The sequence below is a fragment of the Pseudomonas sp. genome (assembly GCF_030683065.1).
Taxonomy (GTDB): Bacteria; Pseudomonadota; Gammaproteobacteria; order Pseudomonadales; family Pseudomonadaceae; genus Aquipseudomonas.
The window spans coordinates 236,046-261,361 of the sequence record NZ_JAUXMX010000007.1 but is presented as its reverse complement, the minus strand read 5'-3'; the positions used below and the strand labels follow the sequence as shown (position 1 = coordinate 261,361).

Genomic DNA, 25,316 nt, shown 5'->3' with positions numbered 1-25,316 from the left:
GTCTGGCCGCTCTGGATACTCTTCTATGCTTGCCCGCAGGCAACCACAATAAGAAGGAGCATCCATGACCCCCAGCCTGAAAGTCCTGACCGCCGCCGTGCTGTTCGCCGGCCTGCCTACAGCAACCCACGCCATGCCCTACTCGCAGCTGATCATATTTGGTGATTCGCTGAGCGACAGCGGACAGTTTCCCGACATTGGCAGCCCGCTGCTGGGCGGCAATCCGACAGGCGGCGTGCGCTTCACCAATCGCACGGGGCCGACGTATCTTGGCAATAACACCGAGTACTTCGATGCGGTTGCCACCCAGCGTCTGGCCGGATTGCTCGGCCTACAGGCATTGCCCTCGACACCCATCCTGCCGCAGATACTAACTGGCAACGCCGACGGTACTAACTATGCGGTGGGCGGCTATCGCACCGATCAGATTCTCGCCTCGATCACAGCGGCTAACGGTTCGGTAGTGAATGCCGGCGGTGGCACCATCCGTACCCGTAATGGCTATCTGGTGGATATGCCGCGGGTTGATCCTAACGCCTTGTTCTACATCAATGGCGGTGGCAACGATGTGCTGCAAGGCATTGTCACCGACCAGGCCAGCGCCGCGGCGGCAGCGGCCGATCTGGTGGCAGGTGTGGCCGCCCTGCAGCAGGCTGGCGCGCGCACCATCATCGTCTCCGACCTGCCGGATGTCGGCCTGACCCCGCTCGGCTTCGTCTCGGGCTTTCGTGCCGGCTGGTCGAGCGCCGCAGGCCTACTCAACGCAGAATTGGGTAATCAGCTTTCAGCCTTGGGCGGTAACGTAATCCGCCTGAATTTCCGCGGGCTGCTGTCCGAGGTACAAAGCGACTTGGCTGCCTTTGGTTTTGATCCCTTGGTGGCGCAGACCGATGTTTGCTTCAGCGGCGACAGCTGCCTGGCCGACCCGACCTGGGGTATCGGCGGGCTTACGCCGAACCCCGACCGCTTGATGTTCAACGACGGTGTGCACCCTACCGGCGCGGTGCAGCAGATCAGCGCCGACTACATCTTTTCGATTCTCGGCGCGCCCTGGGAAGTGTCCCTGCTGCCGGAAATGGCCATGGCCAGCCTCAACGGTCACCAGCAGCAACTGCGCAGCGAATGGCAGGCTGACCGTGGCGCTTGGCAAGCAGTCGGTCAGTGGCGCAGCTTCGTTGGTGCCAGCGGTCAGCGCCAGCAGTTCGAGCGCGGTGAAGCGGTAGCCAGCGGCGACAGCACAGGCTTGGGCGTCAATCTTGGCACCAGCTACCGGCTAAGTGAGCAATGGCGTCTGGGCCTGGCCCTTGGCCTGCAGGAGCAGACTCTTGAGGTAGGCGAGGCCGACTCCGAGTACGACCTGCGCAGCTACCTGCTCAGCGCCTTCGCCCAATACCAGCAGGTTCGCCTGTGGGCCGATGCCAGCCTCAGTCTCGGTCATCTGGATTACAGCAACCTCAACCGGCAGTTCGCCCTGGGCATCGCCCAGCGCAGTGAGAAAGGCGACAGCGATGGTCAGCTCTGGGCACTGTCCGGGCGCCTGGGTTATGACCTGGCCAATGCCGACAGCGGCTGGCGGGTCAGCCCGTTCATCAGCGCCGACTATGCCAAGGTCGATGTAGACGGCTATCGCGAGAACGGTTCCAGTTCGACGGCGCTCAACTATGCCGACCAGCAGCGCGACAGCGCGCGTTTGGGGCTTGGCCTGCAGGCCAATTACCAGCTATCACCGGCAACCCAGGTGTTTGCCGAAATCGCCCGCGAGCGTGAGTTTGAGGACGATCGTCGCGATCTGCGCATGGGTCTCAACTCGGTAGCCGGTAACAGCTTTGAGCTGCAGGGGCATACCCCGGTCAGCGGCCAGACGCTGGCCGGAGTGGGCGTCAGCCATGCCTTGGCCGAGGAGCTGCAGCTGCGCGCGGCCTATCAGTTCCGTGGCACCGACGACCGTCAACATGGCGTGAACCTGTCCCTCAACTGGGACTGGTAAGCTCCACGCCCGGTGGGCATAGGTTCGCGTTCTGCGGCCTTATGCCCACCGGATCACGCTGATCCGCGCAGCGGCCATCACTCCCAGCTCAGTCGCGCCAGTTGCCACTCATCGCCTTCGCGCCACCACTCCAGCTTGACCCCATAGTGCCGCGCACTGTCGGGGATCAGGTTTTCGGCACCGGTCAGGGCGACTTGCGCCTGGCTGTGGCCTTTCTCGCTGTAAGTCGGGTCGAGGCGGCTGCTCTTGCTCAGGGCGATCACCCTGACGTTCTTGTGCCGCAGAAACAGCAGGGCCATGGTGCGCCTGGCCCAGTCGCGGTCGAACTCCTGCTGGGCGCTAAACTGCGGATGCAGTTGCGCGAGGACGGCGCCGGTATTCTTCGCTTGCAGGTTGTCCTGCAGCTGCTGCACCGCTGCTTCCAGGCTCGCCTGTGGGTCATCCTTGGCCCCGCAACCCGTCAGCAGGATGAAAGGCACCACTAAAAGTAAGGCAAATTGCCGAGCTGACATGCTGAAATCCTTTTACATGGTTATGATGCGAGGCAGAGCGGGACGCGGGCTATTTGCACACGAGGTGGCGCCGTACCCTACGTATACATCCAGGAGTGCACCATGCAGACTTTGTATCCGGAGATCAAACCTTACGCCCGCCACGAGCTCGCTGTAGAGGCACCTCACGTGCTCTATGTAGACGAGAGCGGGTCGCCGGATGGTCTGCCTGTGGTGTTTATTCATGGTGGCCCGGGCGCGGGGTGCGATGCCCTGAGTCGACGCTTCTTCAATCCTAATCTGTACCGTATTGTCACCTTCGACCAGCGTGGCTGCGGGCGTTCGACGCCCCATGCGAGCCTGGAAAACAATACCACCTGGGATCTGGTAGCCGACCTGGAGCGAATTCGCGAGCACCTGGGTATCGACAAGTGGGTGCTGTTCGGCGGTTCCTGGGGCTCGACCCTGGCGCTGGCCTACGCCCAGAGTCACCCTGAGCGGGTACGTGCGCTGATCCTGCGCGGTATTTTCCTGTGCCGCCCGCAGGAGTTCCACTGGTTCTACCAGGAAGGCGCCAGCCGACTGTTCCCCGACTACTGGCAGGACTACCTGGCGCCGATCCCGGTCGTGGAGCGCGGTGAGTTGATGCAGGCGTACTACAAGCGTCTGACCGGCTCCGACCAGATCGCCCAGATGCATGCGGCCAAGGCCTGGTCGGCCTGGGAAGGGCGTACCGCCACGCTGCGGCCGAACTCGCAAGTGGTCGACCGCTTTAACGATTCGCACCGGGCGCTGTCGATTGCCCGGATCGAGTGCCACTATTTCGTCAACAACGCCTTTCTCGACGCCGATCAGTTACTCCGTGATATGGCGAAAATCGCTCACCTGCCTGGCGTTATCGTGCATGGCCGCTATGACGTGATCTGCCCCTTGGACAATGCCTGGGAGCTGCACCAGGCCTGGCCTAATAGCGAGCTGCAGATCATCCGCGATGCCGGCCACGCCGCCTCCGAAGTGGGCATCACCGATGCCTTGGTGCGTGCAGCCGACCAGATCGCCCAGCGCTTGCTTGACCTGTCGCCAGACGAAGCATGAAGGCGCTGATCCAGCGGGTCAGCGCTGCGCGGGTGGAGGTTAGTGGCGAGGTGGTCGGTGCCATCGAGCAGGGCTTGCTGGCGCTGGTTGCGGTCGAGCCGCAGGATGATCCTGCCAGCGTCAGCAAGCTGCTGCACAAGCTGCTCAACTACCGGGTGTTCAGCGATGCTGACGGCAAGATGAACCTGTCTTTGTGCGATGTTGGCGGCGGTCTGCTACTGGTCTCGCAGTTCACTCTGGCGGCCGATACCCGTAGCGGCTTGCGCCCGAGTTTTTCCAGCGCCGCGCCGCCGGCCCTGGGCGCTGCGTTGTTCGACCTGCTGCTCGAGCAGGCTCGACTCAAGCATGCGCAGGTTGCCTGTGGCCGCTTCGGTGCCGATATGCAGGTGCATCTGGTCAACGACGGTCCGGTGACCTTTCTCCTCGAAGTCTGAGGACCTGGCCTGGCACCTTCTGATAATGAGCTGCCAGGCCGCCCTGCATTGCTAGACTTGCGCACCCTCTTCGCCAGCCACCAACGGTCCCTATGCCACTCAAACAAAAGATCGTCGCGCTGGCCATTTTGCCCCTGCTGCTGGCCATTGCCGTGATCGGCGCGCTGGTGCTGTCGCATGCCCAGCGCCTGGGTGAGCAGCAGGAGTTGCTGATTGAAACCAGCATCATTGCCAGCAAAAAAACCGAGTTGAAGAACTACGTCGAGCTGGGCTTGAGCGCTGTTGCGCCGTTTTATGCCAGCGGCCGCGATGATGCCGTCACCCAGCAGCAGGTGCTAAACATACTGCTGGGTCTCGACTATGGCAGCGATGGTTACTTCTTCGTCTACGACGGCATGGGACGAAGCCTGATGCACCCGCGCCAGCCTGAGTTGATCGGTCGCGACCTGGTGAGCATGACCAATCCGCATTGGGTGCAAGCGATCCAGGCGTTGCTGCTCACCGCGCGCAGTGGTGATGGTTTTCAGCGCTATGAATGGGAGAAACCCTCCTCCGGGCAATTGACCGAAAAGCTCGCTTACGTGGTGATGCTTGAGCGTTGGGGCTGGATGATCGGCACCGGTCTGTATCTCGATGATGTCGAGCTGGCTACCCAGCAGGCACGGGCCAAGGTGGCGGAGAACATCCGCAGCACCATGTGGGCGCTGGCCTGGGTGGCGCTGGTGGCGGTGCTGCTGGTGTCCGCCGGTGGGCTGACGCTCAATTTCAGCGAGCAGCGCCTGGCTGACCGCAAGCTGCAGCTGTTGGCGCAACGTATCGTCAGCTCCCAGGAGGAAGAGCGTTCGCGGGTCTCGCGTGAGCTGCACGACGGCATCAGCCAGTTGTTGGTGTCGGTCAAGTTCCGCCTCGAACTGGCCTGCCACGAATTGGAAAACGGCCGCAGCCAGGCGCTGGAGACGCTGCGCGGCGGGCTGGCGCGCCTCGGCGGGGCAATCGCCGAGGTGCGGCGCATATCGCATGATCTGCGCCCCTCGCTGCTCGACAGCTTCGGCCTGCCGGCGGCCATCGGTCAGTTGGCGGTCGAGTTCGAGCAGCGCAGCGGGCTACTGGTCGAGTACCAGCAGAGCCTGGACATGCTGCGGCTGCCCGATGGCGAGTCGGTCGCCTTGTTTCGTATCGTGCAGGAGGCGCTGGCCAATATCGCGCGGCATTCCCAGGCACGCCGGGTCAGTATCGAGCTGGTGCAGGATGGCTCGACGGTACAGCTGAAGGTGCGCGATGATGGCGTCGGCTTCGACAGCGCCCGGATCGAACAGGCGCGCAGTCGCGGCATCGGCCTGCGCAATATGCGCGAGCGAGTCGAGCACCTGGGTGGTCGTTTTACCTTATCGTCAACGCCAGGCCGCACCGAACTTATGGTGAGTCTGCCGCTACCGGGTTGAGCCATGTCCAACATATCCGAAGATCGCCAACCGATCCGTGTCGCCCTGGTCGATGACCATGAGCTGGTGCGCGACGGCCTGCGCGCGCTGTTGACGGCCATGCCGCAGCTGGCGGTGGTGGGCGAAGCCAGTAGTGGCGCCGAGGCACTGACGCTGGTCGAGCAGGTTCGTCCCGACCTGTTGCTGGTCGACATCGGCATGAAAGACATGACCGGCTTACAACTGACCGAGATCCTCTGCCGTCAGTACCCCGGTATTCATATCCTGATTCTGAGCATGTACGACCACGCCGAATACGTGACCAGCTCAATCCGTGCCGGCGCCCGTGGCTATGTGCTCAAGGATGCCGCCTCACGTGAAATTGTCGCCGCCATCGATGCGATAGCGGCTGGCGGGACCTACTACAGTGCCGATCTGCTGGAGAAAACCGTCAGCCCACCAGGCGCCGACGATGAGCTAACTCCGCGTGAACGTGAGGTGCTGCAGATGCTCGTGCAGGGCCTGAGCAACAAGGCCATCGCACGTATGCTCGATATCAGCGTGCGCACCGTCGAAACCCATAGGCTGAGCATTCGCCGCACGCTGGGCGTCGATACCCCGGCCGGGCTGGTGAGCTATGCACTGGAGCGCGGCTGGTTGAGTGTCTGAGGTCACTGTAGGAGCCAGCTTGCTGGCGATCAGCGGATCACCGCCTCCAGGCCATTGGCGTGCAACCACTCGAACGCCAACTCGCGCGCCTGCCGAGCCTGATAAGCCTGCCAGGCAGGTTGCAGCTGCGGCAGCTTTCCCAGCTCATAGTCAAAGGTGCGCAAGGGTCGGCGCCCACTCAGGGCGTGGCTGAGCAGGGTGTGCGCATGCGGGTCGTGCAGGCTAAACAGAAAAGCCTCGCGCATGGCCAGAAGATCATCCAGCGCCAAGGGCTCTATGGCCAGGTAGCGCTCAGGCTGAACATGGTATTTCTCCTCGGCCCCCGGAGCGGCCTGTCCGGGGGCTACACGCAGCACGCTGCCGGTTTCAAGGTCCAGGTATTGCTCGGCATCGTCCTGGCTGAACAGGGCCTGTTCGAGGCGCGGCACATCAATAGTCTGGGGGCGCATGGTCGTTGGCTCCTGGTCGACGTAGTTGACCATAACCCCGCGGCTGCAGAGATGCACCGTGCAACGACTCGCAGGATTGCCGGAGCAGGGCTGACTCGGACCTGGCCGGGAACACGCCATGCTGGCGCTGTCTTTGAGCACCTTGCTGCTGTGCGCCTAAAACAACCGCGCCAGCAGGGCGGTCACTGCCGTTTCTACGCGCAGGATGCGTTCGCCGAGCTGCACCGGTTGCAGGCCGGCGTTGTGCAGCATGTCGACTTCATAGGGGATCCAGCCGCCTTCCGGGCCTATGGCCAGGGTTACCGGCTGCTCGACCGCCCGCGGGCACGCCGGGTAGTCGCCGGGATGGCCAATCAGGCCGAGGCTGCCGGCAGCCAGCGCAGGCAGGCGGTCTTCGACGAAGGGTTTGAAGCGTTTTTCGATGATGATTTCCGGGAGTTGCGTGTCGCGGGCCTGCTCCAGGCCGAGGATCAGTTGTTCGCGGACCGCCGCCGGCTCGAGAAAGGGGGTTTGCCAGAAGCTTTTCTCGACCCGGTAGCTGTTCAGCAACACCACCCGGGGTACGCCCATGGCGCTGATCGTCTGCAGTACGCGGCGCAGCATCTTTGGGCGCGGCAGGGCGAGCAGCAGGGTGAGCGGCAATTTGGCCGGGGCTGGCAGATCGAGCTTGACGCTCAGCTCGGCCTCGTTGGCGTCCAGGCGCAGCAGCTGCCCCGAGCCCATCAAACCATTCAGGCGACCGACGCGCAGGCTGTCACCGACCGCCGCGCGGTGCACCTCGTGCAGATGCTTGAGGCGGCGACCGCTAAGCAGGGCGCGATCAGCGGCGATGAAATCGCCGTCTTCCAATAGCAGCAGGTTCACGGTTTGGCGGCAGGCGGCTGGTCGTCAGGCTCTTGCTCGGCGGCGGCTGCTAGGTCGGCTTCGTGTTCGTCGCGGCGCTTGACCAGGCTGCCAAACAGTAGGCCTGCCTCGAACAGCAGCCACATCGGCACGGCCAGCAGGGTCTGCGAGAAGACATCCGGCGGGGTCAAGACCATGCCAACGGCGAAGCAGCCGACGATCACGTAAGGTCGGCTTTTGCGCAGGGTGGCCACGTCGACAATGCCAACCCAAATCAGCAGGAAGGTTGCCACCGGGATCTCGAAGGCGACGCCAAAGGCGAAGAACAGGGCGAGGACGAAATCCAGGTACTGGCCGATGTCCGTCATCATGGCCACGCCTTCCGGGGTCACGCTGGCGAAGAAGCCGAACATGATCGGGAACACCACAAAGTAGGCGAAGGCCATGCCGCCGTAAAACAGCAGGATGCTGGAGATCAGCAAGGGGATGGCGATGCGCTTCTCGTGCTTGTACAGACCGGGCGCGATAAAGCCCCATATCTGATGCAGGATGATCGGCATCGACAGAAACAGGGCGACCATCATGGTCAGCTTGAACGGCGTCAGGAAGGGCGAGGCAACGCCCGTGGCGATCATGGTGGCGCCTTCCGGCAGGTACGCCCGCAGTGGTGCGGCGACCAGCGCGTAGATCTCCTGGGAGAAGTAGAACAGTCCGGCAAACAGCAGCAGCACGGCGCCCACAATGCGCAGCAGGCGCGTGCGCAGTTCAGTCAGGTGCGATACCAGGGGCATTTCCTGGTCGCTGTCCGTTAGTCGGCTCATGGTTGTTGGGGTTTATCCTGGGGGGGGCTGCTGTCTGCCGCAGGCGCGGCGTCGCTGGCTGGTTTTGACTCGGTGATGCTGCTTAGGGGCGCATCAAAGGTTTTTTTCATGGCCTTCATTTCGCGCTCAAGGTCGAGAATCTGCTCGTTATGCAGTTGCCGGCGGATTTCATCGGCACCGATCTCGCGCTCGACTTCAGCCTTGATCGCGCTGAAGCTGCGCTTGATCCGGCCGATCCACAGCCCAGCCGTGCGCACGGCACCAGGCAAGCGATCAGGACCCAGTACCACCAGGGCAACCACGCCAATCAGCAACAGCTCGGTAAAGCCTATATCGAACATGGCTTAGTCTTTCTTCGTCGGTTCTTCAACCTTGCGCGCCTGGGCATCGATGGTCTGGCCCTTGGGCTCTTCCACTGCCGGCTTGTCGCCGTCTTCGTTGCCCATCGATTTTTTAAAGCCCTTGATTGCGTCGCCAAGATCAGAACCCAGGCCTTTCAGGCGCTTGGTACCGAACAGCATGACCACGATCAGCAGGATGATCACGAGTTGCCAAATGCTAATGCCACCGAAACCCATGATGCGTACTCCTTAGTAAGTGGTTATTGATAAAGCGCCGATCAGGATTGCGGACGTGCGGCTTTTTCCACGTGTCCGGACAGGCCGAAGCGGCGATCCAGTTCGTCGAGCACGGCCTGCGGATGTTGGCCGAGGGCGGCCAGCATGATCAGGCTATGGAACCACAGGTCGGCAGTTTCGTAGATCAGCTCGCTGCAGTCGCCGCTGACGGCAGCGTCCTTGGCGGCGAGAATGGTTTCTACCGACTCTTCGCCGACTTTCTCGAGGATCTTGTTCAGGCCCTTGTGGTACAGGCTGGCAACATAGGAACTGTCGGCCGCGGCTCCTTTGCGCGCTTCCAGCACGTCGGCCAGGCGGCTCAGGGTGTCAGTCATGCCCGTGTCACTCATGTTTGTGTCCTTTGGCATAGATGGCATGCGGGTCTTTGAGTACGGCATCGACAGTTTTCCAGGCACCGTTGTCGAACAGCCGATAGAAGCAACTTTCACGGCCGGTGTGGCAGGCGATACCACCCAATTGCTCGACCTTGAGAATGATCACATCGGCGTCGCAGTCGAGCCGCAGTTCGTGGAGCTTTTGCACATGACCGGACTCTTCGCCCTTGCGCCACAGCTTGCCGCGCGAACGCGACCAGTAGATGGCGCGCTGCTCACTGGCGGTCAGGGCCAGGGCTTCGCGGTTCATCCAGGCCATCATCAATACGCGGCCGGTTTGGTGATCCTGGGCAATTGCCGGCACCAGGCCGTCGCTGTTCCAGTTGATTTCGTCGAGCCAGTTGTTCATCGCTATTTCCGCAGGTTGCGGACCTTATCAGAAGACATCTAGTGTGCCAGCGCTATCGGCGCATGACCAGATAAACGCCGCCCGCGAGCATCGCCCAGCTTGGCCAGGCGGCAAGGCTGAGCAGCAGCCCCTGAGTGGCCGCGCCGCCAATCAGCAAGGCACCAAGCAAGCGCCCCGGCCAATGCGCCGTGCTGCGCGATGCGCTGGGGTTGCTCTGCGGTTGCTGGTTGAGTCGCTCCAGGGTGTCGCGGGCCATCTGCGATAGGTGCGGCACCTGCTCGGCCTGCTGCTGCAAGTTGCGCAACAGGTGCAGCGGGCTGACTCGCTCGCGCATCCAGCGTTCGAGGAACGGCTGAGCGGTACTCCACAGGTCCAGATCCGGGTAAAGCTGGCGGCCGAGGCCTTCAATGTTAAGCAGGGTCTTTTGCAGCAGCACCAACTGCGGCTGCACTTCCATATTGAAGCGGCGGGCGGTCTGGAACAGGCGCAAGAGCAGCTGGGCGAAGGAAATGTCCTTCAGCGGTCGCTCGAATATCGGCTCGCAGACGGTGCGGATCGCCGCCTCGAAGTCGTTGACCTTGGTGTCGGCCGGCACCCAGCCGGAGTCGATGTGCAGTTGCGCCACGCGGCGGTAATCGCGCTTGAAGAAGGCCAGCAGGTTGCGCGCCAGGTAGTCCTGGTCTTCCGCGGTGAGGCTGCCGATGATCCCGCAGTCGATTGCAATGTACTGCGGGTTCCACGGCGTGCGGGTGCTGACGAAAATATTGCCGGGGTGCATGTCGGCGTGGAAAAAGCTGTCGCGAAACACCTGGGTGAAGAAAATCTCCACGCCACGTTCGGCCAGCAGCTTCATGTCGGTGCGCTGGTCGGCCAGGGTGGTCAGGTCGGTGACCTGGATGCCGTAGATGCGCTCCATTACCAGTACTTTCGGTCGGCACAGGTCCCAGTAAACCTGTGGCACGTAGAGCAGTGGCGAGTCAGTGAAGTTGCGCCTTAGCTGACTGGCGTTGGCCGCTTCGCGCAGCAGGTCGAGCTCGTCGTAGATGGTTTTTTCGTAGTCGCCAACCACTTCCACCGGACGCAGACGGCGCGCATCGGCAGAGGTTTTTTCGGCCAGTTTGGCGAGCAGGAACAGCCATGCCAGGTCTTGGCGGATGACGGGTTCAAGGCCGGGGCGAATCACCTTGACCACCACTTCCTCGCCGCTTTTCAGCTGCGCGCCATGCACTTGGGCGATGGATGCCGACGCGAGGGGCTGGGCGTCGAAGCGGGCGAATACCTCGCCGACCTTGGCGCCGAGTTGTTCTTCGATCAGTGCCCGCGAGTGCTCTTGGTCGAACGGCGGTACCTGATCCTGCAGCTTGGCCAGCTCATCGGCGATATCCATCGGCAGCAGGTCGCGGCGGGTGGAGAGTAATTGACCAAACTTGATAAAGATCGGCCCCAGCTCTTCCAGGGCCAGGCGCAGGCGCGCGCCGCGCGATAAATCCAGGGGCTTACGCGGCAGCCAGCGCCATGGCAAGGCATAGCGCAGGGCGCGCAGCCAGAGTGGCAGCGCTTGGGCGAACAGCAGATCATCCAGTTGGTAGCGGATGACCACACGTTGAATACGCAGTAGACGACGAACGGCGAGCAGCTTCATGCGTTGGGCTTATGCGGTTGGATGAGGCGCTCAATGCGGGCATCGAGACGGTCGAGGGCGAGCTTGAGTCGATCCAGTTCGGCGAAGCGGGCATCTGCTTCGCGTTGGCCGACCAGACTACGCGATTCTTCACTGAGGTAATCGGCGAGGTTCAGGCGCAGGCTGTCGAGGGTCTTGCCGGTCCAGTTGGCACGGCTGCGCAGATGGCTGCCGATTAGCTGGCTGGCGACGGGGCCAAGCCAGCGCGACAGTTCGTACTCCCAGTCCAGCTCCAGGTCTTGAAGAATGCTGGCCAGCTCCATGAGGGCGGCGCTGTCGCCGTCCAGCTCGACGTGCGGGCTATGCAGTACCGCCGTTTTATCTTTGCTGGTGGCCAGGCGCAGCAGGCTCGCAGCAGGAGCGCGCAGCCTGCAATCGGCCTCGCCGGCCCATTGCCCGGCCAGTTGCAAACCGTCGCCACTGGGCAGGATGAACAGCTGCAGCGCTGGCGCCGTGCAGTCCACCGCGATCACCCGACCGCTCAGGCGCGCCAGGCGTGGCAATGCCGTGCTGTCCAGGGCCAGCACCCGGTTGAGGCCCAGCTCGACGCCGGCCAGTAGGGCGGTGCTGAGCATCAGGGTTTGATACCGCGGTGCAGGGCGACGATGCCGCCAGTCATGTTGTGGTAGGTGACGCGCTCGAAGCCGGCCTCGACCATCATGGCCTTGAGGGTGTCCTGGTCCGGGTGCATGCGGATCGACTCGGCCAGGTAGCGATAGCTTTCGGCGTCGTTGGTGATCAGCTTGCCCATCAGCGGCATGAACTTGAACGAGTAGGTGTCGTAGACCTTCGACAGCAGGCTGCTCGACGGCTTGGAGAATTCCAGCACCAGCAGACGACCGCCGGGCTTGAGCACGCGCAGCATGGAGCGGATGGCGTCCTCTTTATGGGTGACGTTGCGCAGGCCGAAGGCAATGGTCACGCAATCGAAATGATTGTCCGGGAACGGCAGCTTCTCGGCGTCAGCCTGGACGAAGCGCACGTTACCGGCCACGCCGCGGTCGAGCAGGCGGTCACGACCGACTTTGAGCATCGACTCGTTGATGTCGGCCAGCACCACTTCGCCGGTGGGCCCGACCAGGCTGGCGAACTTGCGTGCGAGGTCGCCAGTGCCGCCGGCGATATCCAGCACCCGATTACCCGGACGTACGCCGGACAGCTCGATGGTGAAACGCTTCCACAATCGGTGCATGCCGCCCGAAAGCAGGTCATTCATCAGGTCGTATTTAGCGGCCACCGAATGAAACACTTCGGCGACTTTGTCCGCCTTTTGGCTTTCCGGTACATCCTGGAAGCCAAAATGCGTGGTGGGTTCGCTGTCGCTGTGCTTGCGCGGGTCGTTCATCTCGCCCTTACCTGAATATATAGAGAGGCTGAATCAAAGTAGCAGCCATTCTAAACCGAAAAGACCGCGCGGAGCTGCAAGGGCCAAGCGGCAAGTACCGCCAAAGCAAAATGCCTGGCATCTGGTGCAGTGTGCAGCGAGTGACTGCAGCTTAATTGCTATAGTCGCGCGACTTAAGGTCGCAGTTGGTCTGCTCAGGAGAAACGCCATGGCCAAGATTGATGTGCAACGTCCCCATTCGCTCGGTCGCGAGGTCGCCCGGGAAAAGGCCGAACAGTTGGCTGAGCGTCTGGCGCGTGAGTATGCCGTGCGTTACAGCTGGAATGGCGACACCCTGGAGTTCAAGCGCAGCGGTGCCGATGGGCGTATCGAGGTGGGTGAGGATCAGGTGCGTGTGCAGCTCAACCTCGGTCTGTTGTTGTCGGCCATGAGCGGCAGTATCAAGCGGGAAATCGAAGAGGTGCTGGATAAGAGTCTCAAGGTTTGAGAGGTTGTTGTATTTTTTGCGACTAGTATGTGGATTCTAATTTTCCTCGGTACCTTGCTCCTAAGCCTGCATTCCGTGGGCGTTTCCTCGAAACACTAAGAGTGAGGTGCACCATGTCGAAAGTTGCCGTGAAGAAGAAAGTCGACGTCGAAGATAAAGCCACCGTGCTGACCGACGTAAAAGTATATGCCCGCAAGATCTGGCTGGCTGGCCTGGGTGCTTATGCCAAAGCCGGGCATGAGGGCGCCGAGTATTTCAAAGAGCTGGTCAAGAGCGGCGAAAGCGTCGAGAAGCAAGGCAAGACACTGGTCAATGACCAGGTCGAAGCAGCCAATAGCCAGATCGATAGCGTCAAGAGCAGCGTGACCAGCAACGTCAACAGCGTGAAAGATAAAGTTGAAGTGCAACTCGATAAAATCGAGAAGGCGTTCGACACCCGCGTAGCCAGTGCGCTCAACCGTATCGGCATCCCATCCAAGCAGGATGTTGCAGTACTGTCTGCTAAGCTTGACCAGCTAAGCGCGTTGCTCGAGCAAGTCGCGCGTACCAAATAAGGAGAACAGCATGGCCGTCAAAAAGAAAATCGAAAAGCAGACCAGCTCTTGGATCGGCGAAGTTGAAAAATACTCGCGCCAGATCTGGTTAGCGGGCCTGGGGGCTTACTCCAAAGTCAGCAAGGACGGCACCAAGCTGTTCGACACGCTGGTCAAGGATGGCGAAAAAGCCGAGAAGCAGGCCAAGAGCGAAGTCGAGAAGCAAGTCGATGCCGTGAAGTCTACCGTCGAGTCGAAAGTGGGCAGCACCCGCTCCAAGGTCGACGAGGTCAAGGACCGGGCTATTGGCAAGTGGGGCGAGCTGGAAGAGGCGTTCGACAAGCGTTTGAACAACGCTATCTCGCGTCTTGGTGTACCGAGCCGCAATGAAGTGAAAGCGCTCAACGCCAAGGTCGACAGCCTGACCAAGCAGATCGAGCAATTGACCGGCGTTTCGGTCAAGTCGGTTAAGCCAGTCGCTAAGCCGGCGGCAAAAGCAGCCGCTAAACCTGCGGTCAAAGCTGCAGCCAAACCAGCGGTCAAAGCCGCCGCCAAACCTGCAGTTAAAGCTGCCGCTAAGCCAGCCGCCAAGCCAGCTGCAGCCAAGCCTGCGGTAAAGGCTGTGGCCAAGCCGGCAGCCAAGGCCGCCGCTAAACCTGCGGTCACTACTGCTCCCGTCGCAGCTGAGCCAGCTGTTGCTCCGGCAGCCGTAGCGGCTCCAGTAACACCGGCCAGCCAGTCCTAAAGACTCACCGCCGTAAACACCAACGCCCGGCCTAGCGCCGGGCGTTGTCGTTTTCGGCAGTTGATGCAGGCGTTATGTGGTTCAGGTTTCCAGGTAGCGACGCGCCAAGTGTTCGGCGGCGAAGCGTGATTCCGTCGTCAGGTGCGGTGCCACCAGCATCATTACCTGATAGACCACGAGGCGGCTTTCTCCCTCGCGGCCGATGATGCGTTGGTAATCCATGGAGAACAGCAGGGTCAGGGTGATCTGCTCGACCAGCTGGCCGAGGGAGTCGGTGTCGCTGAGCAGCTGGTTTTCTGCCTTGAGTCGCGCCAGCAGTGATGCCAGGGTGCGCTTCAATGCGTTCAGCCAGTTGCGGATGCCGCGGGCCAGTTTTGGCAGGCGCCCGGCCAGGTTGGATAAGTCCTGGAACAGAAACCGGTAGTGCGCCATACGCTCGACGATCAGGTGCAGGAACAGCCAATAGTCCTCTACATCCAGGCGTACATCGTCAGGTGGATTGAGCAGCGGCGCGAGCTCTGCCTGGAAACGCTCGAACAAGCCGAGAATCAGCGGCTCCTTGCCATGGAAGTGGTAGTACAGGTTGCCTGGGCTGATTCCCAGTTCATTGGCGATTTCGAGAATGGATACGTTGGGTTCGCCTTGCTGGTTGAACAGCATCAGCGCGCACTCGAGGATACGGTCGCGGGTTTTCATCCGGTCTTCTTATGCTGGCAGTGAGGGCTGGAAGATAACTGGCCGAAGGTGACTTCGGCCAGTGCTCGGTGGTGTGCTAGCGCACATGCACATAAGTGCCGGGTGCTGCTTCCATCGCGGGGTACTGCGCATTACCCAGGGCGGTCAGGGTTTCGCGCTGTTCACCCGCGTGTTCCTGGGTCCAGCTCAGCCACTGCGGCCACCAACTGCCGTCGTGCTTTTGTGCGTCGTGGTACCAGGCCCGCGGGTCGGCGCTCAGCGTGTTGCTCTCGAGGTAGTTGGCCTTGGGGTTGCCCGGCGGGTTGAGAATGCTCTGGATATGCCCGCTGTTGGACAGGATGAAGCGTTTGTTGCCGCCGATCAGCAGGGTCGAGCGGTATACCGCGTCCCAGGGGGTGATGTGATCGTTGATCCCGGCGACGTTAAAGCTGTCGACGGTGACCTTGCGCAGGTCGACCGGGGTGCCACATATCTCCATGCCGCCGGCACGGATTAATGGATTGTGTTGGAAGAAGTCGATCAGGTCGCCATGCAGTGCAGCCGGCAGGCGGGTGTTATCGTTGTTCCAGTAGAGAATGTCGAAGGCCGGCGGCTGCTTGCCGAGCAGATAATTGTTGATCCAGTAGTTCCAGATCAGGTCGTTAGGGCGCATCCAGGCGAACACCTTGGCCATGTCGCGGCCGTCCAGTACGCCCTGTTGGTAGGAGCGGCGCTTGGCCGCTTCCAGGGTTTTTTCGTCGGCGAAGAGCATCGCCGGGCTGTCGATCTGGCTGTCCAGCAGGCTGACCATGTAGGTGGCGCTGGCCACTTTGCGCAGTTGCCGCTTGGCCTGCAGGTGCCCCTGCAGGGCGGCGATGGTCAGGCCGCCCGCGCAGGCGCCCAGCAGGTTGACGTCTTTGCTGGCGGTGATTGCCCGGCATACATCGATAGCCTCCTCGATCGCCTGTACATAGCTGGAGAGGCCCCACTCGCGGTGCCGCGCATCAGGATTGCGCCAGCTGACGATAAAGGTTTGCAGGCCATTCTTCAGGGCGTACTGGACGAAGCTCTTGTCTGGCGACAGGTCGAAGATGTAGTACTTGTTGATCTGGGGCGGGACGATCAGCAGGGGGCGGGCGTATTGTTTCTCGCTCATCGGCTTGTACTGGATCAGCTCCAACAGTTCATTGCGAAACACCACCGCGCCGGGTGTGGCGGCCAGGCTGCGACCGACTTCGAAGGCCCGCTTGTTGACCTGGCTGGGCATGCCGTTGTTGTGCAACAGGTCGTCGAGCAGGTGGCTCAGGCCTTTGACTACGCTGCTGCCGCCACTGTTGAACAGCTCTTTGAGCGCCAGTGGGTTGAGCAGCGTGTTGGAGGGTGACAGCGCATCGCCAAGGATGCTGACGACAAAGCGCGCGCGGCTGCGATCATCAGCGCTCATGTCGCTTTCCTCGATCCAGCTGCCGAGCTGATTTTGCCAGGCCAGGTAGGCCTGCAGGCTGCGCCGGTAAAACGGATTTAACCGCCAGGTCGGATCGGTAAAGCGTAAGTCTTTCGGATTAACCTGGTAAGGCGTATCACCGAGCAGAACACGACCCAGCTGCCCGCCCAGGGCCAGCGCATGACGGGCGCTGTGAGCGGGCTGCCGCAAACCCTGCAAGGCCAGGCTGCGCAGGGTGGAGAACATGTCTCTGGCGCGTAAGCCAACGACGGCACTTTGGACATTCATTGCGCCGGCGGGGGCCGGGAGGCTAGATGCCGGGGGTTGTTTGCGCATGCGGCGACACTCCAAAGCTATCCGTGATCAGGGTGCAGTACAGCAAGGCTTATACCAAGACGACTGTCAGTTTGCAGACTAGCAGCCGGAGTGGTCAGTGGGTTGATTCAAAACAGGATGTCTGCGCTTATGGGCAAGGCGCTACGCCGTGGCATGGTGTGCCATAGGGCGGGGAACTGTCACGCAGTGTCAGTGGTACCCGAGCCAATCAGCAGGCCAGAAGGTGGGTGCAGTGATAAGCGCCGGCGCCATTATTCGTGCACCGAGATAGGGCGTTGTGGCAGCGCTCGCGGCCCAGCCGGCCGAGAAATTGCCACTCTGTTGAGCGCGGCTGGCTGCGCGTGAGTGCTTGCATCGCCCCTCATTACTGGCGAGCAACGGCAGGCTGCGGGTGCATTACGGCGCGTTGGCGCTCTTCAGCGAGGAATTTCATGATGATCGGCGCCACGGCCTCGGCGCGAGTCACCAGGAACAGGTGGCCATCGTCGATTACGTGCAGTTCGGCGTTCGGGATGCGCCAGGCGAGCAGGCGCATGTTGATCAGCGGGATCAGCGGATCATCGTCACCGGCCAGCACCAGGGTCGGCTGACGTATTTTGTGCAGCCAGTGAATGCTGGTCCAGCCAAGGCCGGCGAATAACTGCCAGTAGTAGCCCATCTTGCCGCCCGAGCGCACCTTGCTGGCATGCGCCAGGGCCAGCTTGGGGTCGCGGCGAAAGGCGCCGCCGTAGATGTCCGGGGCGATTTGTACGCCGTAGGATGGCTGCACATAGCGCCGTGGACTGGCCATGCGCCAGAGTACCTTGGGCTTGCCCGGCACCATCACTGCCCCGGCCGATGTGGCGGCCAGCACCAGTTTTTTGCAGCGCTCCGGATAATCATGGGCGAACTGTTGTGCCAGGGCGCCGCCCCAGGACACGCCGATTACATTGACCTGGCCGTAGTCCAGGTAATCCAGCATGCGCGCTGCGAGTTTGGCCAGGCCGGGGAAGCGGAAGGGGGTGCTGGGGGTCGATGAACCACCCACGCCGGGCACGTCGAAGGCGATCACTTCAAGGTCGCTGTCGAGTGCCCGAACGAAGGGCATGACCAGCTCCAGGTTGGCGCCGATGCCGTTGAAGATCAGTAGCGGCGCCATTTTTCCGCTACCGGGGCGAACGGCGGTACGGATGGTTTGGCCATCCAGTTCGATCGTGCGAAAAACAAATGGTAACGACATGCGCGCGGCCCTATGAATTAAAACACTGGATGAGACCTTCCAGGTCACTCCCAGAACTGCCAGGGCTAACCTGGCCGCCGGCGCGGCTGGAGGGCCGGTTGGGCGAGCGGCACTTCCAGGTGCCGCGGGCAGTAGTGCGCAGTGCGCAGTCGATCAGCGTTCGTGCACGTAGGTACCTGGTGCTGCCTCGCCTGGCGAGAACTGTTTGTTGCCCAGCTTGGTGGGTGCTTTTTTGCTTGCGCCGGAGCGCTCGCTTAGCCACTTCTGCCAATGCAACCACCAGGAGTCGGTGTGCTTGGTCGCGCTTTCCTGCCAGTCTTTCGGTTCGAACGGCAGTTCCGTGTTGGTCATGTAGCGCGACTTGGGATTGCCCGGCGGGTTGAGGATGCTCTGGATGTGCCCGCTGCTGGACAGCACGAACTCACATTTGCCGCCGAACAAGCGGGCTGACTTGTAGCACGCCTCCCAGGGTGTGATGTGATCGGTGGTCCCGGCGAGACAGAAAACGTCGCAGGTGACCTGCTTGAGGTTGATCGGCGTGCCGCAGACTTCCAGGGCGCCGGGGCGAATCAGCGGGTTGGTCTTGAACATGTCGATGAACTCGCCATGCAGTGCGGCGGGCAGGCGTGTGGTGTCGTTGTTCCAGTAGAGAATGTCGAAAACCGGCGGCTCGTTGCCGAGCAGGTAGTTGTTGACCCAGTAGTTCCAGATCAGGTCGTTGGGGCGCATCCAGGCGAACACCTTGGCCATGTCGCTGCCTTCGATGACGCCGGCCTGGTAGGAGCGTCGTTTGGCCATCTCCAGGGTCTTGTCATCGGCAAACAGGGCGACAGTGGTGTCCAGCTTGTTGTCCAGCACGCTGACCAGCAGGGTCAGGGCGTGTACCTTGTTTTCACCCAGCGCCGCATAGTGGCCGAGCAGCGACGCGGTGGTCAGCCCGCCCGAGCAGGCGCCGAGCATATTGATGTCCTGGCTGCCGGTAATTGCGATGACGGCGTCGATGGCTTCTTTGAGCGCTTCGATATAGCTCGACAGGCCCCACTCGCGTTGCGCTTTGGTCGGATTGCGCCAACTGACGACGAAGGTTTGTATGCCGCTACGCAATAGAAAGCGTGCCAGGCTCTTTTCCGGTGACAGATCGAATACATAGAATTTGTTGATCTGTGGTGGCACGACCAGTATCGGCCGCTCATGCACCTGTTCTGTTATCGGTCGATAGTGGATCAGTTCCAGCACACTATTACGGAACACCACCGCGCCCTCGGTCGTGGCCAGGCTCTTGCCGACCTCGAAGGCGTTCATGTCGACCTGGCTGGGCATGCCGCCGTTATTGACAATGTCCTTGGCCAGGTGCGAAAGACCGTCGAGCATGCTCTTGCCGCCGGTTTCAAAGAAGCGCTTGACCGCCGCTGGGTTGGCCATGCTGTTGCTTGGCGCCATGGCATCGGTCATCAGGTTGACCAGGAAGTGGCCGCGGTTGGCGTCCTGCTCCGACATGTTGCTGTGCTCGACCCAGTCATGCAGTTCCTTGCGCCAGGCCAGGTAGGTTTGCAGGTAGCGCTTGTACAGCGGATTTTGGCTCCAGGCCGGGTCGACGAAGCGACGGTCGTTACTCTCGGGCTGCAGGTCGGACTTGCCAAACAGAACGTTCTTCAGTTCCACACCAAAATGCGCGACATGCTTGGCGCTGTGCAGCGGTTGTCGAATGGCTTGGGTGAACACTGTGCGTGCCGAGGTCAGTAGATCTTTACTTTGGATGCCGATGATCGGGTTCAAGCCGAGGGTGTTTTCCGAGGCTTGCTTCTTCAGGACATCATTATTTTTTTCGGTCATCTACGACGCTCCATTGTCCTGCGGCGAATACCGGCATGCTGCTGTGCGTGGCGACACAGTAAATAGGAGCCTGGTATTGCTCGGGTTACGGGGGCGGATTAGCTCCGCATCTGTTTAAGCAGTTGCCCAGTCAGCAAGTGCAGAGTACCTGCCAGTTCCTTGGTTACCCGAGTTTTTTGATTTGCGCAAGCTGGCTGCGATGCAAGCCAAATGCGCGAAGAGTATGCCGCGATAGATTAGAAAGTGCGCTCTAACCTCAGGCCGCCGCGCTTGCGCGCTCGCCAGGGGGCATTGCAGGTGGTTGGTGCGGGGCGCAGAGGCTCTAGCTCGGCTGTTTGGCTGGGCCGCGCCGAGAACGTGTGAAAAAGTGCCCGGCGAGTGCAGGTGTCTGGAGGTGGTCAATGCGCCGCGAAATATTTTCACAACCTGCGAATGCTTCAGGCAGGTTGCTAGAGCATCAGCTTGACCACGAACTCATTTGGGTCGCGAGATTGTCCGGCAGCCGCTAGCGCGGCCAGGTAGTCGGCCCACAGGCTGTCCTGATGGGTTGCCAGTTTGTAGAGGTAGTCCCAGCTGAACAGGCCGCTGTCGTGGCCATCGTCGAAGCAGAGTTTCAGGGCGTAATTACCTGCCGGCTCAACGCCGCTCAGGGCGGCATGCAGCTTGCCGACTTGCAGGATTGGTTTGCCGTGGCCTTGTACCTCGGCCGAAGGCGAGTGCACGCGCAGGAATTCTGCCGGCAGGGTGTAGCTGGCGCTGCCGTACTGCAGCTCCAGGGTTCGCGATGCTTTGTGCAGTTTGACGGCGCTGGGAATGTTCATCATTGATGCCCCGCTGTTGTAGGCGCCAGCTTGCTGGCGATCGAGCATCCCGTTGGGGTGCCGGACCAGCGCACGCTGGCGCCTGCAGGTTGGCTGTTGGGTTAAAGAATATAGCGCGACAGGTCTTCGTCCTCAGCCAGTTCGCCGAGGTGGTCGTTGACGTAGTCGGCATCAATATGGATCGGCTTCTCGTCGTGCTGGGCCGCCAGGTCGCCGGCGCTGAACGACACCTCCTCAAGCAACCGCTCAAGCAGGGTGTGCAAGCGGCGTGCACCGATGTTCTCGGTCTTCTCGTTGACCTGCCAGGCGATCTCGGCGATCCGCTTGATGCCGTCGGCGGCGAACTCGATTTTCAAGCCCTCGGTGTTGAGCAGGGCAATGTACTGTTCGGTCAGCGAGGCGTGCGGTTCGGTGAGGATGCGCTCGAAATCTTCCGGCGACAGTGCCTTGAGTTCGACGCGGATCGGCAGGCGCCCCTGCAGTTCCGGCACCAGGTCGCTGGGCTTGCTCAGGTGGAAAGCGCCGGAGGCGATAAACAGGATGTGGTCGGTCTTGACCATGCCCAGTTTGGTGTTGACCGTGCAGCCTTCGATCAATGGCAGCAGGTCGCGTTGCACGCCTTCGCGAGAAACATCGGCGCCACCAACGTTGCCGCGCTTGGCGACTTTGTCGATCTCGTCGATGAAGACGATACCATTCTGTTCCACGGCTTCCAGGGCGCGGGCTTTCAGCTCCTCCTCGTTGACCAGGCGTGCGGCTTCTTCGTCGCGCACCAGCTTCAGTGCTTCCTTGACCTTGAGGGTGCGGCTCTTCTTCTTGCCCTTGCCCATGCTGGAGAACAGGCTCTGCAGCTGGTTGGTCATCTCTTCCATGCCTGGCGGGGTCATGATCTCGATGCCTGCCGGACTGTCAGCCACCTCGATGTCGATGTCCTTGTCATCTAGCTGGCCTTCGCGCAGGCGCTTGCGGAACAGCTGGCGGGTATTGGAGTCGCTGCTTGGCGTGGGGTCTTCATTGAAGCCGGCACGCGCAGGGGGTAGCAGGGCATCGAGGATGCGCTCTTCGGCGGCGTCCTCGGCGCGGTGGCGGACTTTGACGATTTCCTGCTCGCGGAGCATTTTCACTGCGGCATCGGCCAGGTCGCGAATGATCGACTCAACGTCGCGGCCAACGTAGCCGACTTCGGTGAACTTGGTCGCTTCGACCTTGATGAAGGGCGCGCCCGCCAGTTTGGCCAGGCGCCGGGCGATTTCGGTCTTGCCGACACCGGTCGGGCCGATCATCAGGATGTTCTTTGGCGTCACTTCGGCACGCAACTCCAGGGGGAGCTGCATGCGTCGCCAGCGATTGCGCAGGGCGATGGCCACGGCACGCTTGGCGTCGTCCTGGCCGATGATGTGGCGGTTGAGTTCGTGAACGATCTCGCGGGGCGTCATGGACATAGCAGGCGGCTCCGAACGGAAATCGGCTCAGATGGCCGAATCCAGTTCCTCGATAGTCAGGTTCTGATTGGTAAAGACGCAGATGGACGCGGCAATGTTCAGCGCTTTTTCCGCAATTTCGTGGGCCGACATTTGCTCGGTGTTTTGCAGCAAGGCCAGGGCCGCCGCCTGGGCGAAACCACCGCCGGAACCCATGGCGATCAAGCCGTGTTCCGGCTCCACTACGTCGCCATTGCCGGTAATAATCAGTGAGGCGTCTTTGTTGGCAACCGCGAGCATGGCTTCCAGGCGGCTTAGCGAGCGGTCGGTGCGCCAGTCTTTGGCCAGCTCGACGGCGGCGCGTACCAGGTGGCCCTGGTGTTTTTCCAGCTTGCCTTCGAAGCGCTCGAACAGGGTGAAGGCATCTGCAGTGGCACCGGCAAAACCGGCCAATACCTGGCCGTGGTAGAGGCGGCGAACTTTTTTCGCGTTGCCTTTCATCACGGTATTACCGAGGGAAACCTGGCCGTCGCCGCCCATGACGACTTTGCCGTGGCGGCGCACTGAAACGATGGTGGTCAAAGGGGAGTCTCCATGCCGCGGGGCGAAAATGCCCGATGCAGTTTCAAATGGGGGGGCGTGCAGCACTTTTCAACCAACAGCCGATGATTCTCGACTAAACGGTGTGGTCGCGCCTGTAACAGCAGGTTGCCGACAGCGCCAGAACCATCGGCCGGCCCCAATGGAGCCGGTCGGGGCGAGTGTTAGCGGTTCTGCCGTTGCTGCAGAAGCAAATTGCTGAAGCCGTTGGCCGACAGGGCTTTTTGCGATACCGCGAGTTGCTCGCGGTTGGCGAAGGGGCCGACCAGTACGCGGTACCAGGTTTCTTCGCGCACCGTGCCGGACTCCACGCGCACATTCTGGCCGAGCAGGATGATCTGCGCACGGACGCTTTCCGCGTCATCCTTGCGCCGGAACGAGCCGGCCTGGAGGAAAAACTGGGTGCTGAGTGGCGCCTGGGCAGCAGGTTCGGGCTTGGCTACAGGCGGTGCGGGCGGTGGCGTTTCGCCGTTGAGTGCGGCCAGGGCGCGGGCGGCGTCGATCTTTTCCGCTTCTGCAGGCGTCACCGGTTGTTGCTCGGGGGCGGGGGGCGGCAGGGCATCCGGCGGCACGATGACTTCTGACTCGGGCAGTAGGGTATAGAAGTCGTACTTGGGCTTGGCTGGCTCTTGCGTTTCAGGTTTCGGCTTTACCTGGCTGCTGGCGGTCTCGGCCTTGTTACGTTTGACTGCGTCGCTGCCCGGCTGCAGGTTCATCAGTAGCATGACGAACACCCCAACCACCAGGCCGCAGGCCAGCCAGATCCAGCCGGGCACGGGTTTCTTCGCCGGTGCCTTGTAGCGGCTGGCGCCGCGTTTGGCTGGGGGCTTCTTGCGTGCTGCTGCCACTTACATGCGCTCCAGGGTTTCCAGGCCAAGCAGTTCCAGGCCCTGCTTGAGTGTGCGGCCGGTTAAAGCAGCCAGGCGCAAACGGCTCTGCTGGGTTGCCTGGTCCTCGGCGGCGAGGATAGGGCAATGCTCGTAGAAACTGGAGAACAATCCTGCTACGTCGTACAGGTAGGCGCAGAGCAGGTGCGGTTCGCCCTTGTCGGCCACGCTGCCCAGCACTTCGTTGAACTGTGCGAGTTTGCCGGCCAGTTCGATTTCATGGGCCGCCTGCAGGTTGAGGCTGCCTTCAATTGCCTCGAAGCCCTTGCCCAGCTTGCGGAACACGCTGGCCACCCGGGTGTAGGCGTACAGCAGATAGGGCGCGGTGTTGCCCTCGAAGCTGAGCATTTGTTCGAAGTTAAAGCGGTAATCGCTGGTGCGATGCTTGGACAGATCGGCGTATTTAACCGCGCCAATACCGACCGCGTGAGCGATGTTGCGCAGCTCGCTTTCATCCAGTTCCGGGTTCTTGCCTTTGACCAGGCTGTAGGCGCGCTCTTCGGCTTCATCGAGCAGGTCGATCAGCTTGACCGTGCCGCCGTCGCGTGTCTTGAACGGGCGGCCGTCGGCGCCGTTCATGGTGCCGAAGCCCATGTGTTCGAGTTGCATGCCGTCATGCACGAAGCCAGCGCGGCGCGCCACTTCGAAGGTCATCTGGAAGTGCAGGGCCTGGCGCTGATCGACGAAATACAGGGCGCGATCGGCTTTCAGTACCTGGCTGCGGTAACGCATGGCGGCCAGGTCGGTGGTCGCGTACAGGTAACCGCCGCCGGCCTTCTGCACGATCACCGGCAACGGGTTACCTTCGGCGTTCTTGAACGTGTCCATGAACACGCACTGGGCGCCGTCGCTCTCGCTGAGCAGGCCCGTGGCCCGCAGGGCGTCGATGATGCCCGGCAGCTCGGCGTTGTAGGCGCTCTCGCCCTTGACGTCGGCTGGGCTCAGTTTGACGCCCAAGCGGTCGTAGGCCTTTTGGCAGTGCGACAGGGAAATCTCATTGAAGCGGTGCCACAGGCGCATGCACTCAGTTTCACCGGCTTGCAGTTGCACCACCAGTTCGCGCGCGCGCTCGGCAAACTCGGCAGAGTCGTCGAAGCACTTTTTCGCTGCGCGGTAGAAGCCTTCCAGGTCGGCCAGTTCACTTTCGGCAGCGGCCGGATTGGCTTCCATAAAGGCCAGCAGCATGCCGAACTGGGTGCCCCAGTCGCCGACGTGGTTCTGCCGGATCACCTGGTCGCCGAGAAACTCCAGCACTCGTGCTACGGCATCGCCAATGATGGTGGAGCGCAAGTGGCCGACGTGCATTTCCTTGGCCAGGTTCGGCGAGGACAGGTCGACCACCACCGTCTGTGGGTTGCCAGCCTTGTGCACGCCGAGCTTGGCGTCGGCCAGCAGGGCATCCAGGCGCACGGCCAGGGCCTGGGTGTTCTGGTAGAAATTGAGGAAGCCCGGCCCGGCGATCTCGACCTTGCTGATGTCGGCATTGGCTGGCAAGGCGGCGATCAGCTTCTCGGCCAGGTCGCGCGGCTTCATGCCGGCCGGCTTGGCCAGCATCATGGCGATGTTGCTGGCGAAGTCGCCGTGGCTCTTGTCCTTGGTGTTCTCCACCTGGATCGTCGGGCTCAGGCCCTCGGGCAGCACGTCTTCGGCGGTGAGGCGGTTCAGGGCTTGCTGGATCAGGTGGCGAATGCTGTCTTTCATGGTCTGCTCGGTCGGCC

28 protein-coding genes are annotated in these 25,316 nt (G+C 61.6%); 8 read left to right on the top strand and 20 right to left on the bottom strand.

The window, feature by feature from the left end:
* Positions 1 to 64 precede the first annotated feature (64 nt).
* Positions 65 to 1,987 (top strand): autotransporter domain-containing SGNH/GDSL hydrolase family protein, encoded by a 1,923-nt coding sequence (locus tag Q8K09_RS02210; protein ID WP_305253380.1) that lies wholly within the window; start codon positions 65 to 67, stop codon positions 1,985 to 1,987.
* Positions 1,988 to 2,064: 77 nt separating this feature from the next.
* Here Q8K09_RS02210 and Q8K09_RS02205 read toward each other — a convergent pair whose 3' ends face one another.
* Complete coding sequence (locus Q8K09_RS02205; protein WP_305253379.1) at positions 2,065 to 2,499, bottom strand: hypothetical protein; 435 nt, start codon at positions 2,497 to 2,499, stop codon at positions 2,065 to 2,067.
* A gap of 102 nt (positions 2,500 to 2,601) precedes the next feature.
* On the opposite strand from Q8K09_RS02205, the gene pip reads away from it, so the two are divergent.
* From pip to Q8K09_RS02185, 4 genes are all read left to right on the top strand, one after another.
* The gene (pip, locus tag Q8K09_RS02200; RefSeq protein WP_305253378.1) at positions 2,602 to 3,573 is read left to right on the top strand and encodes a prolyl aminopeptidase; all 972 of its coding nucleotides are present in this window, start codon (positions 2,602 to 2,604) and stop codon (positions 3,571 to 3,573) included.
* Complete coding sequence (dtd, locus tag Q8K09_RS02195; RefSeq protein WP_305253377.1) at positions 3,570 to 4,007, top strand: D-aminoacyl-tRNA deacylase; 438 nt, start codon at positions 3,570 to 3,572, stop codon at positions 4,005 to 4,007. The genes pip and dtd overlap by 4 nt, the downstream gene beginning before the upstream one ends.
* 92 nt (positions 4,008 to 4,099) lie before the next feature.
* Entirely contained in the window at positions 4,100 to 5,449 is a 1,350-nt protein-coding gene (locus tag Q8K09_RS02190; RefSeq protein ID WP_305253376.1) for a cache domain-containing protein, read from the top strand.
* 3 nt (positions 5,450 to 5,452) lie between these two features.
* Complete coding sequence (locus Q8K09_RS02185) at positions 5,453 to 6,097, top strand: response regulator transcription factor (protein ID WP_305253375.1); 645 nt, start codon at positions 5,453 to 5,455, stop codon at positions 6,095 to 6,097.
* A 29-nt stretch (positions 6,098 to 6,126) separates the two neighbouring features.
* On the opposite strand, the gene Q8K09_RS02180 is transcribed toward Q8K09_RS02185, so the two are convergent.
* The 10 genes from Q8K09_RS02180 to ubiE all read right to left on the bottom strand — a co-directional run bounded on the left by Q8K09_RS02180 (position 6,127) and on the right by ubiE (position 12,597).
* Positions 6,127 to 6,546 (bottom strand): UPF0158 family protein, encoded by a 420-nt coding sequence (locus tag Q8K09_RS02180; protein ID WP_305253374.1) that lies wholly within the window; start codon positions 6,544 to 6,546, stop codon positions 6,127 to 6,129.
* Positions 6,547 to 6,702: 156 nt separating this feature from the next.
* Complete coding sequence (locus Q8K09_RS02175) at positions 6,703 to 7,410, bottom strand: 16S rRNA (uracil(1498)-N(3))-methyltransferase (RefSeq protein WP_305253373.1); 708 nt, start codon at positions 7,408 to 7,410, stop codon at positions 6,703 to 6,705.
* A complete protein-coding gene (gene tatC / locus Q8K09_RS02170) occupies positions 7,407 to 8,210 on the bottom strand; it encodes a twin-arginine translocase subunit TatC (RefSeq protein ID WP_370869472.1) in 804 nt (267 codons plus the stop codon). The genes Q8K09_RS02175 and tatC overlap by 4 nt, the downstream gene beginning before the upstream one ends.
* Positions 8,207 to 8,551: a Sec-independent protein translocase protein TatB gene (tatB, locus tag Q8K09_RS02165; protein ID WP_370869471.1), complete on the bottom strand. Its 345-nt coding sequence runs from the start codon at positions 8,549 to 8,551 to the stop codon at positions 8,207 to 8,209. Before tatB ends, tatC begins: the two co-directional genes overlap by 4 nt.
* A 3-nt stretch (positions 8,552 to 8,554) precedes the next feature.
* Positions 8,555 to 8,788 (bottom strand): twin-arginine translocase TatA/TatE family subunit, encoded by a 234-nt coding sequence (gene tatA, locus Q8K09_RS02160; protein ID WP_305253372.1) that lies wholly within the window; start codon positions 8,786 to 8,788, stop codon positions 8,555 to 8,557.
* A gap of 41 nt (positions 8,789 to 8,829) precedes the next feature.
* Positions 8,830 to 9,162, bottom strand: a complete 333-nt coding sequence (locus Q8K09_RS02155) for a phosphoribosyl-ATP diphosphatase (RefSeq protein WP_305253413.1) — start codon at positions 9,160 to 9,162, stop codon at positions 8,830 to 8,832.
* 7 nt (positions 9,163 to 9,169) lie between these two features.
* Positions 9,170 to 9,571, bottom strand: a complete 402-nt coding sequence (hisI, locus tag Q8K09_RS02150; protein ID WP_305253371.1) for a phosphoribosyl-AMP cyclohydrolase — start codon at positions 9,569 to 9,571, stop codon at positions 9,170 to 9,172.
* A 52-nt stretch (positions 9,572 to 9,623) separates the two neighbouring features.
* Positions 9,624 to 11,213 (bottom strand): ubiquinone biosynthesis regulatory protein kinase UbiB, encoded by a 1,590-nt coding sequence (gene ubiB, locus Q8K09_RS02145; RefSeq protein ID WP_305253370.1) that lies wholly within the window; start codon positions 11,211 to 11,213, stop codon positions 9,624 to 9,626.
* A complete protein-coding gene (locus Q8K09_RS02140; RefSeq protein ID WP_305253369.1) occupies positions 11,210 to 11,827 on the bottom strand; it encodes an SCP2 domain-containing protein in 618 nt (205 codons plus the stop codon). The genes ubiB and Q8K09_RS02140 overlap by 4 nt, the downstream gene beginning before the upstream one ends.
* The gene (ubiE, locus tag Q8K09_RS02135; protein WP_305253368.1) at positions 11,827 to 12,597 is read right to left on the bottom strand and encodes a bifunctional demethylmenaquinone methyltransferase/2-methoxy-6-polyprenyl-1,4-benzoquinol methylase UbiE; all 771 of its coding nucleotides are present in this window, start codon (positions 12,595 to 12,597) and stop codon (positions 11,827 to 11,829) included. Before ubiE ends, Q8K09_RS02140 begins: the two co-directional genes overlap by 1 nt.
* A 208-nt stretch (positions 12,598 to 12,805) precedes the next feature.
* On the opposite strand from ubiE, the gene Q8K09_RS02130 reads away from it, so the two are divergent.
* The 3 genes from Q8K09_RS02130 to Q8K09_RS02120 all read left to right on the top strand — a co-directional run bounded on the left by Q8K09_RS02130 (position 12,806) and on the right by Q8K09_RS02120 (position 14,362).
* Positions 12,806 to 13,084 (top strand): polyhydroxyalkanoic acid system family protein, encoded by a 279-nt coding sequence (locus tag Q8K09_RS02130; protein ID WP_305253367.1) that lies wholly within the window; start codon positions 12,806 to 12,808, stop codon positions 13,082 to 13,084.
* 113 nt (positions 13,085 to 13,197) lie between these two features.
* A complete protein-coding gene (locus Q8K09_RS02125; protein WP_305253366.1) occupies positions 13,198 to 13,638 on the top strand; it encodes a phasin family protein in 441 nt (146 codons plus the stop codon).
* Positions 13,639 to 13,648: 10 nt separating this feature from the next.
* On the top strand, positions 13,649 to 14,362 hold the full coding sequence (locus Q8K09_RS02120) for a phasin family protein (RefSeq protein ID WP_305253365.1): 714 nt from the start codon (positions 13,649 to 13,651) through the stop codon (positions 14,360 to 14,362).
* Positions 14,363 to 14,443: 81 nt separating this feature from the next.
* On the opposite strand, the gene Q8K09_RS02115 is transcribed toward Q8K09_RS02120, so the two are convergent.
* The 9 genes from Q8K09_RS02115 to argS all read right to left on the bottom strand — a co-directional run bounded on the left by Q8K09_RS02115 (position 14,444) and on the right by argS (position 25,299).
* The gene (locus Q8K09_RS02115; protein WP_305253364.1) at positions 14,444 to 15,058 is read right to left on the bottom strand and encodes a TetR/AcrR family transcriptional regulator; all 615 of its coding nucleotides are present in this window, start codon (positions 15,056 to 15,058) and stop codon (positions 14,444 to 14,446) included.
* A 76-nt stretch (positions 15,059 to 15,134) separates the two neighbouring features.
* On the bottom strand, positions 15,135 to 16,817 hold the full coding sequence (gene phaC / locus Q8K09_RS02110; RefSeq protein WP_305253363.1) for a class II poly(R)-hydroxyalkanoic acid synthase: 1,683 nt from the start codon (positions 16,815 to 16,817) through the stop codon (positions 15,135 to 15,137).
* A gap of 364 nt (positions 16,818 to 17,181) precedes the next feature.
* Positions 17,182 to 18,036 (bottom strand): poly(3-hydroxyalkanoate) depolymerase, encoded by an 855-nt coding sequence (phaZ, locus tag Q8K09_RS02105; protein WP_305253362.1) that lies wholly within the window; start codon positions 18,034 to 18,036, stop codon positions 17,182 to 17,184.
* 153 nt (positions 18,037 to 18,189) lie between these two features.
* A complete protein-coding gene (phaC, locus tag Q8K09_RS02100) occupies positions 18,190 to 19,869 on the bottom strand; it encodes a class II poly(R)-hydroxyalkanoic acid synthase (protein ID WP_305253361.1) in 1,680 nt (559 codons plus the stop codon).
* A gap of 449 nt (positions 19,870 to 20,318) precedes the next feature.
* Positions 20,319 to 20,690, bottom strand: coding sequence for a DUF971 domain-containing protein (locus tag Q8K09_RS02095; protein WP_305253412.1), 372 nt, complete (start codon positions 20,688 to 20,690; stop codon positions 20,319 to 20,321).
* A gap of 101 nt (positions 20,691 to 20,791) precedes the next feature.
* Positions 20,792 to 22,132 (bottom strand): HslU--HslV peptidase ATPase subunit, encoded by a 1,341-nt coding sequence (gene hslU, locus Q8K09_RS02090; RefSeq protein ID WP_305253359.1) that lies wholly within the window; start codon positions 22,130 to 22,132, stop codon positions 20,792 to 20,794.
* 27 nt (positions 22,133 to 22,159) lie between these two features.
* Positions 22,160 to 22,693: an ATP-dependent protease subunit HslV gene (gene hslV, locus Q8K09_RS02085; RefSeq protein ID WP_025164198.1), complete on the bottom strand. Its 534-nt coding sequence runs from the start codon at positions 22,691 to 22,693 to the stop codon at positions 22,160 to 22,162.
* 182 nt (positions 22,694 to 22,875) lie between these two features.
* A complete protein-coding gene (locus Q8K09_RS02080) occupies positions 22,876 to 23,559 on the bottom strand; it encodes an SPOR domain-containing protein (protein ID WP_305253358.1) in 684 nt (227 codons plus the stop codon).
* Positions 23,560 to 25,299 (bottom strand): arginine--tRNA ligase, encoded by a 1,740-nt coding sequence (gene argS / locus Q8K09_RS02075; protein WP_305253357.1) that lies wholly within the window; start codon positions 25,297 to 25,299, stop codon positions 23,560 to 23,562.
* Between the last annotated feature and the right edge of the window lie 17 nt (positions 25,300 to 25,316).

Excerpts from the sequence above, each read along its gene's own strand:
- Q8K09_RS02120 (WP_305253365.1), top strand. The coding sequence starts at position 13,649 with ATGGCCGTCAAAAAGAAAATCGAAAAGCAGACCAGCTCTTGGATCGGC.
- argS (WP_305253357.1), bottom strand. The coding sequence starts at position 25,299 with ATGAAAGACAGCATTCGCCACCTGATCCAGCAAGCCCTGAACCGCCTC.
- ubiB (WP_305253370.1), bottom strand. The coding sequence starts at position 11,213 with ATGAAGCTGCTCGCCGTTCGTCGTCTACTGCGTATTCAACGTGTGGTC.
- Q8K09_RS02180 (WP_305253374.1), bottom strand. The coding sequence starts at position 6,546 with ATGCGCCCCCAGACTATTGATGTGCCGCGCCTCGAACAGGCCCTGTTC.
- Q8K09_RS02125 (WP_305253366.1), top strand. The coding sequence starts at position 13,198 with ATGTCGAAAGTTGCCGTGAAGAAGAAAGTCGACGTCGAAGATAAAGCC.
- Q8K09_RS02210 (WP_305253380.1), top strand. The coding sequence starts at position 65 with ATGACCCCCAGCCTGAAAGTCCTGACCGCCGCCGTGCTGTTCGCCGGC.
- Q8K09_RS02140 (WP_305253369.1), bottom strand. The coding sequence starts at position 11,827 with ATGCTCAGCACCGCCCTACTGGCCGGCGTCGAGCTGGGCCTCAACCGG.
- tatA (WP_305253372.1), bottom strand. The coding sequence starts at position 8,788 with ATGGGTTTCGGTGGCATTAGCATTTGGCAACTCGTGATCATCCTGCTG.
- Q8K09_RS02190 (WP_305253376.1), top strand. The coding sequence starts at position 4,100 with ATGCCACTCAAACAAAAGATCGTCGCGCTGGCCATTTTGCCCCTGCTG.
- tatB (WP_370869471.1), bottom strand. The coding sequence starts at position 8,551 with ATGTTCGATATAGGCTTTACCGAGCTGTTGCTGATTGGCGTGGTTGCC.
- phaZ (WP_305253362.1), bottom strand. The coding sequence starts at position 18,036 with ATGTCGTTACCATTTGTTTTTCGCACGATCGAACTGGATGGCCAAACC.
- phaC (WP_305253361.1), bottom strand. The coding sequence starts at position 19,869 with ATGACCGAAAAAAATAATGATGTCCTGAAGAAGCAAGCCTCGGAAAAC.
- Q8K09_RS02205 (WP_305253379.1), bottom strand. The coding sequence starts at position 2,499 with ATGTCAGCTCGGCAATTTGCCTTACTTTTAGTGGTGCCTTTCATCCTG.
- Q8K09_RS02115 (WP_305253364.1), bottom strand. The coding sequence starts at position 15,058 with ATGAAAACCCGCGACCGTATCCTCGAGTGCGCGCTGATGCTGTTCAAC.
- hslU (WP_305253359.1), bottom strand. The coding sequence starts at position 22,132 with ATGTCCATGACGCCCCGCGAGATCGTTCACGAACTCAACCGCCACATC.
- Q8K09_RS02155 (WP_305253413.1), bottom strand. The coding sequence starts at position 9,162 with ATGACTGACACCCTGAGCCGCCTGGCCGACGTGCTGGAAGCGCGCAAA.
- Q8K09_RS02130 (WP_305253367.1), top strand. The coding sequence starts at position 12,806 with ATGGCCAAGATTGATGTGCAACGTCCCCATTCGCTCGGTCGCGAGGTC.
- ubiE (WP_305253368.1), bottom strand. The coding sequence starts at position 12,597 with ATGAACGACCCGCGCAAGCACAGCGACAGCGAACCCACCACGCATTTT.
- dtd (WP_305253377.1), top strand. The coding sequence starts at position 3,570 with ATGAAGGCGCTGATCCAGCGGGTCAGCGCTGCGCGGGTGGAGGTTAGT.
- pip (WP_305253378.1), top strand. The coding sequence starts at position 2,602 with ATGCAGACTTTGTATCCGGAGATCAAACCTTACGCCCGCCACGAGCTC.
- phaC (WP_305253363.1), bottom strand. The coding sequence starts at position 16,817 with ATGCGCAAACAACCCCCGGCATCTAGCCTCCCGGCCCCCGCCGGCGCA.
- tatC (WP_370869472.1), bottom strand. The coding sequence starts at position 8,210 with ATGAGCCGACTAACGGACAGCGACCAGGAAATGCCCCTGGTATCGCAC.
- Q8K09_RS02095 (WP_305253412.1), bottom strand. The coding sequence starts at position 20,690 with ATGAACATTCCCAGCGCCGTCAAACTGCACAAAGCATCGCGAACCCTG.
- Q8K09_RS02185 (WP_305253375.1), top strand. The coding sequence starts at position 5,453 with ATGTCCAACATATCCGAAGATCGCCAACCGATCCGTGTCGCCCTGGTC.
- hisI (WP_305253371.1), bottom strand. The coding sequence starts at position 9,571 with ATGAACAACTGGCTCGACGAAATCAACTGGAACAGCGACGGCCTGGTG.